Origin of the sequence: Bacillus sp. C30, assembly GCF_040838255.1 — a bacterium.
Lineage (GTDB): Bacteria > Bacillota > Bacilli > Bacillales > Bacillaceae_G > Bacillus_A > Bacillus_A mycoides.
On record NZ_JBFPJH010000338.1, the window covers coordinates 1 to 3,342 of the forward strand.

Annotated in this window: 1 protein-coding gene and 2 pseudogenes; all 3 read right to left on the reverse strand. The window is 34.8% G+C overall.

What is annotated here, in order from left to right:
* Positions 1–70: 70 nt before the first annotated feature.
* Positions 71–704 (reverse strand): annotated as a pseudogene (locus tag AB3X49_RS19750) (IS4 family transposase); the annotation flags it as partial.
* Between the two features lie 16 nt (positions 705–720).
* Positions 721–831 (reverse strand): annotated as a pseudogene (locus AB3X49_RS19755) (IS6 family transposase); the annotation flags it as partial.
* A gap of 129 nt (positions 832–960) precedes the next feature.
* Positions 961–2,616, reverse strand: coding sequence for a M4 family metallopeptidase (locus AB3X49_RS19760; RefSeq protein WP_367964226.1), 1,656 nt, complete (start codon positions 2,614–2,616; stop codon positions 961–963).
* Between the last annotated feature and the right edge of the window lie 726 nt (positions 2,617–3,342).

Consider the following 3,342-nt stretch of genomic DNA (forward strand, 5'->3'; position numbering starts at 1 on the left):
GTAGCGGTTGCTTAAACCCAAACGCCACTTTATAATCCGTTCTCTATTTTTTAAACTTTGCAACAGAACCGATCTTTATATATTCCGCCTGTTTTTTTGATTGTACCACTATAAAAATATCCTGGATCAGGATTTTTGATATATACATTTTTATTTAACTTTAGACGTGAAATAAAATATGCCCCCTATTGATCCATTTGATCGAAATCATCTAATGACAAATAATCTAAATCACGAATGCATAAATCGCATGGACCTAAGGTATCTAAGCCTTCTGTTTCCAAAAGTCTTTTCATTCTTTTTTCTTGGTCCGACTTGAAAATTGAGAAATTGACCGTTATGTAAATCGTATTCTAATTTAATCTTAATGCCAGCTGTTTGCGCACATCCTCCAGAACCTGGATATACTTTCTCTAAAGCACGTGGTATTTGAAATAAAGTGTTGTCTAAAATACAAATTCGTTTAAATTGAGTGAGTGAAGCATTTGAAATTTGTGTTTGCTCACAAACTTTTTGTTGTAAACACAAGACCGCTCTGTTTATTTAAGCCTTCCGGGCTGAGTAAAGTACCTGTAGCTGCATGAAGCCTACTACATAATCGGACTAAAGGATCACTAGCGACCCATTGATTAATCCAGAAAACTTACGTTTGCGCTTTATAAATCCAATTTCTCTTCCCGATTCTTCTAAAAAGCAGAAGTCATATATCGTTGTAGTTCTTCTGCAAATGGTTGTATGAGCTAAGGCGAGTTCTCTTTCCTGTATCATTTCTACCAAATCACGAAAACTGAGGTTGTACCGTAGGTACCAACGTACAGTTACCAAAATCATATCTAGCTGCTAGTGTTTCCATTCAAACAACGTTTCCCTTTTCATACTGCTCACAGACCTTTTATAGAGTCATAGTATCAGTATGTCCCAGGTTAAGAGATTCCTTGCAAGAGCTGCTTTATAACCAAATCATTTAACACCAACAGCATCAAATGCTCTGTTTACAGAAGTAACCTCAGCTGATTGTGGCCCATATAAATCTGCGGCTGACTGTACAAGGGCTTGTCTTGTCTGAGAAAATGTTGCCGATTCTGTGAGATATTGAGTATTTGCGCGGTAAAAGATTTTACCCATTTCATTTTTACCAATACCGTTCACAGTTACTCCATAATGAGTACCACCCTCTGCAACAAGATACGCTGCTTTATTTATAATTCCGCTATTTGTGTGTACAAATTTACTTTGATTCATTCCTGTATAACGTTTAGAATAATGGTCTGGATCACCGTATTGTGTTGGATCGCTCATAGAACGAAGGGCTTGCCCCGATTGGAAGAATAAATCTTCTCCAATTAGATAATCGGGATTTGAGTTGTTATAATATTCGATTAATGCCCCGAAAATATCTGACATTGATTCATCGACTGCGCCAGATTCATTTTGATAAATTAAGTTGGATGATGATTCTGTTACTGCATGTGTTAGTTCATGACCAACAACATCAATTGCAGCTGTAAATGAACGTGTTGATCCATCTCCATCTCCATATACCATTTGTTTTAGGGTCGGATCCCAAAATGCGTTTTCAAATTGTTTTCCAAAATGAACAGATGAAACAATTTTAGCACCATTGCCGTCATAGGAATCTCTTCCCTGAACGTTTTTATAATAATCATATACAATTCCGGCATAAGTATGAGCATCCACAGCTGCCTGTGCATTTTTGCTTGTGAAACTGTTACTACTATTACTTAACAGGACACCTGGAAGAAACACAGTGTGATCCTCATTTTGTGCATCATACGTATAAATTCCCTTTCCACGTGTCTGATCTACTAAATAATAAGCATTATTAGATTGGACAAGATTCAACTTTTTTGTATTTCCAAATGAATCTTGTCCTGTTCCCGTTGTTCTTGACCCAATAATATTTTTTTGGGGGCTTGCTGCATGTAAAACTTCAATATGATCTAAGATTTTTCCAGTCGCTGCCTCGACAAAATAATCATGGTTACCTGGTTGTGGAGATAAAAATCCTAAATGAACATGATATGCATAAGATACTGTGTCATTTTTTGCATATACTACAAGTTCAGATGTCGGTTTTACATCATAGTTTGGCTTAAAGCTTAGTTCTTTTTCAGCAATAAACACTGCCTCATCAGAAGAGACTTTTTGATTTGGTTGTTGTAATTTTTTATCTAAATCGGAAATGACGGTTCCAGAAAAAACGATTAATACTCCCTTGTTATCAACATGTGCAACTTGTGTAGATCCCCATACTGGAACACCGCTATATGTTTGTTGTAATCGAACAATTTTTGCACCTAACTCGTCATCTTCTTGTTTCTTTACAGTGAATGATTCTTTAGCACTTTTTGTACCTAGTTTATATTTGTCCTTATTTTCATCAATATATCGAAATACTATATCCTCAGTTTTTATTGAAGATGGTGTCGTCAGCTGTCCAGAAATAAACTCTGGAGACTTGGTGACCTCATTATACTTCTCTGTAGACAGCACATTACTTGATGTAGCCGCATAGCTAGATGTCGGTAAACTAATTGATGTAGCAATAGCACCAGCTGACAATAAAACTGCTAGACTTTGTTTCTTTATTTGCATATTTTCTTCTCCTTTGTTTTATATCCTGTTTTGGACAGAAATTTATATATTCTTAAAATTATATTTATATATTTTGTGGAGATGGAATATATAAATATAACTTGTTACCATTACACATAAAACAATTAAAATCATTTATCACATACTAGATCAACAATATGGATTTACTGAGTACTCAAAATTTCTCGCTTAAAGGTTGGATCGATTTTATATTTATTTCGCCACTGTCAAAAAACGTTGAACATGTGGCTTATTTTCTTGTGAGTTTTTTACAGTCCAAGTATGATATGGAGATTGTTTAGAATCATGCCACATATGAAAATTAGGATTCTGTTGCAAAATTCATAAATTCGAACGTTTATTCCAGATTGGTGTATGTTAATTCATATTTTTTCAGGGCATTAAAACTTTGCAATAGAACCATATAACTTTTTAAAAAAATAGTTCAGCTCTAGATCAATGCTTAGGGCTGAACGGAAAGGGTAAAGCAATTGCAATTATATCATTGTATCTTTATAAAAACACGGATAGATTTATCTAAAAACCGGACAAACCTGTACTTGCCATCATGACGGGAGAATTGAAATGACTCCACTTTTTGAACTGATATATTGCAATGACTTAGAAGGAAACAAGTACTTAGGTAGATTTGAACACTATGAAGTGGAAACTGCGCTGGGTACATGAATATGGAACACTGATTTATCAAATCTGGAAAAAGAAAAA

Bases quoted from the DNA above. Each gene is read 5' to 3' on its own strand.
- AB3X49_RS19760 (WP_367964226.1), bottom strand. From the start codon at position 2,616: ATGCAAATAAAGAAACAAAGTCTAGCAGTTTTATTGTCAGCTGGTGCT.